The sequence below is a fragment of the Vibrio sp. 1288 genome (assembly GCF_033344475.1).
The window spans coordinates 1-659 of record NZ_JAWPOX010000618.1 but is presented as its reverse complement, the minus strand read 5'-3'; the positions used below and the strand labels follow the sequence as shown (position 1 = coordinate 659).

Below are 659 nucleotides of genomic sequence, written 5' to 3'. Positions count from 1 at the left end.
GTTCAAAGAGAGCACTCTGACCGGCGTTCCTGGCGTCGTTGTGAATAACAAGTACATCGTTATTCCTAATGAAGTCCGTAGCTATGCCGAGTACAGCGAATTGGTGAACTATCTGCTAACGCTATAAATTAAAAGAAATGAAAAATGGCGGCCAAGTGGTCGCCATTTTTTTTGAACTCGTTATCTCAGTACGGTTGTACAAGCTTGAGTTGGTACGCTAGTCATGAATATCGCGTGCGGATAAAACAAGCTAGCAACGGTGATAGCGACATTGCACGGTTGTGCGATGGTGTTTTTCACCACATTGGTGAGAACAATGCCCGTGTTGTTTACTGTTTGAGTGGCAGCTTGTTGCGCTTGGTAAGAAACGCAGCCAGAAGTCGCATTGATAATTGCAGTGCTAAATAGTAGTTTGCGGAAAAACATATTCATATCCTTTGTGAATGTTTACGGACATATATATGTAGGTTTGCGCTACTTTAAAACAAAACGGTGTTCAAAATGTATGTGTATTCACGAAATGAACAATGTTTTATATGGGTTGATTGGTTTTGTGATCTGAGTACTGGACAGACCAGATTATGCAATCAAAACCAATCCATGCATCAAAATGACGCCACAGGTGAGCTTATTCCTCATGCCTTGATAGCCTTTGGGAT

1 protein-coding gene and 2 pseudogenes are annotated in these 659 nt (G+C 41.6%); 1 reads left to right on the top strand and 2 read right to left on the bottom strand.

What is annotated here, in order from left to right; translation table 11 throughout:
• Window positions 1–127 (top strand): annotated as a pseudogene (locus tag R8O11_RS28385) (thiol:disulfide interchange protein DsbA/DsbL); the annotation flags it as partial.
• A 53-nt stretch (window positions 128–180) separates the two neighbouring features.
• Here R8O11_RS28385 and R8O11_RS28380 read toward each other — a convergent pair.
• Together R8O11_RS28380 and R8O11_RS28375 are read right to left on the bottom strand one after the other, a co-directional pair.
• Window positions 181–426, bottom strand: coding sequence for a hypothetical protein (locus tag R8O11_RS28380; protein ID WP_005463406.1), 246 nt, complete (start codon window positions 424–426; stop codon window positions 181–183).
• A gap of 153 nt (window positions 427–579) precedes the next feature.
• Window positions 580–659 (bottom strand): annotated as a pseudogene (locus tag R8O11_RS28375) (DUF3429 domain-containing protein); the annotation flags it as partial.

What these genes read in the sequence shown, in the direction of transcription:
- R8O11_RS28380 (WP_005463406.1), bottom strand. Translation starts at nt 426, where the DNA reads ATGTTTTTCCGCAAACTACTATTTAGCACTGCAATTATCAATGCGACT.